The sequence below is a fragment of the Stenotrophomonas sp. 05N423 genome (genome assembly GCF_056397145.1).
On record NZ_JBFTMV010000035.1, the window covers coordinates 1 to 492 of the forward strand.

Consider the following 492-nt stretch of genomic DNA (forward strand, 5'->3'; position numbering starts at 1 on the left):
ATCGCCCGCCGCCGCGGCGGTAGCCAGGCGCTTGATCTCGGCATTGATCGCCGACAGGCTGGCCTTGGTTTCGTCCATGGCCTGGGTGATGGCGGCCTTCTCGCCGGGCAGGCGGTCCATGTCCACCGACAGGTCGCCGCGCGCGTAGTACTTCATCACCTCGATCAGGCGTTGCTGTACCTGCACGTGCGAGCCGACCAGTGCATTGGTCTCCCTCACCATACGGCCGTAGTCGCCGGCAAAGCCGGACGCATCGATGCGGTAGTTGAGGCTGCCTTCATCATGGCGCAGCGCCATCTCGCCCTGCGCGGCGATGACCGACTGCACCTGGCGCTGCATGTGTTGCATGGCGCGCAGCAGGTCGGCGACTTCATCCTTGCCGGACACGTCGATGCTGTTGTCCAGGCGTCCACCGGCGATGCCGTTGGCCACGCCCACCGCACTGGCCAGCGGGCGGGTCAGGCTGCGGGTGATCAGCAGGGCCAGCAGTAC

At 66.9% G+C, this 492-nt stretch carries 1 protein-coding gene; it reads right to left on the reverse strand.

What is annotated here, in order from left to right; genetic code table 11:
• Positions 1 to 492: HAMP domain-containing protein (locus AC1DGW_RS16855; protein WP_478025205.1), on the reverse strand; the 492-nt coding region annotated here is incomplete at both ends.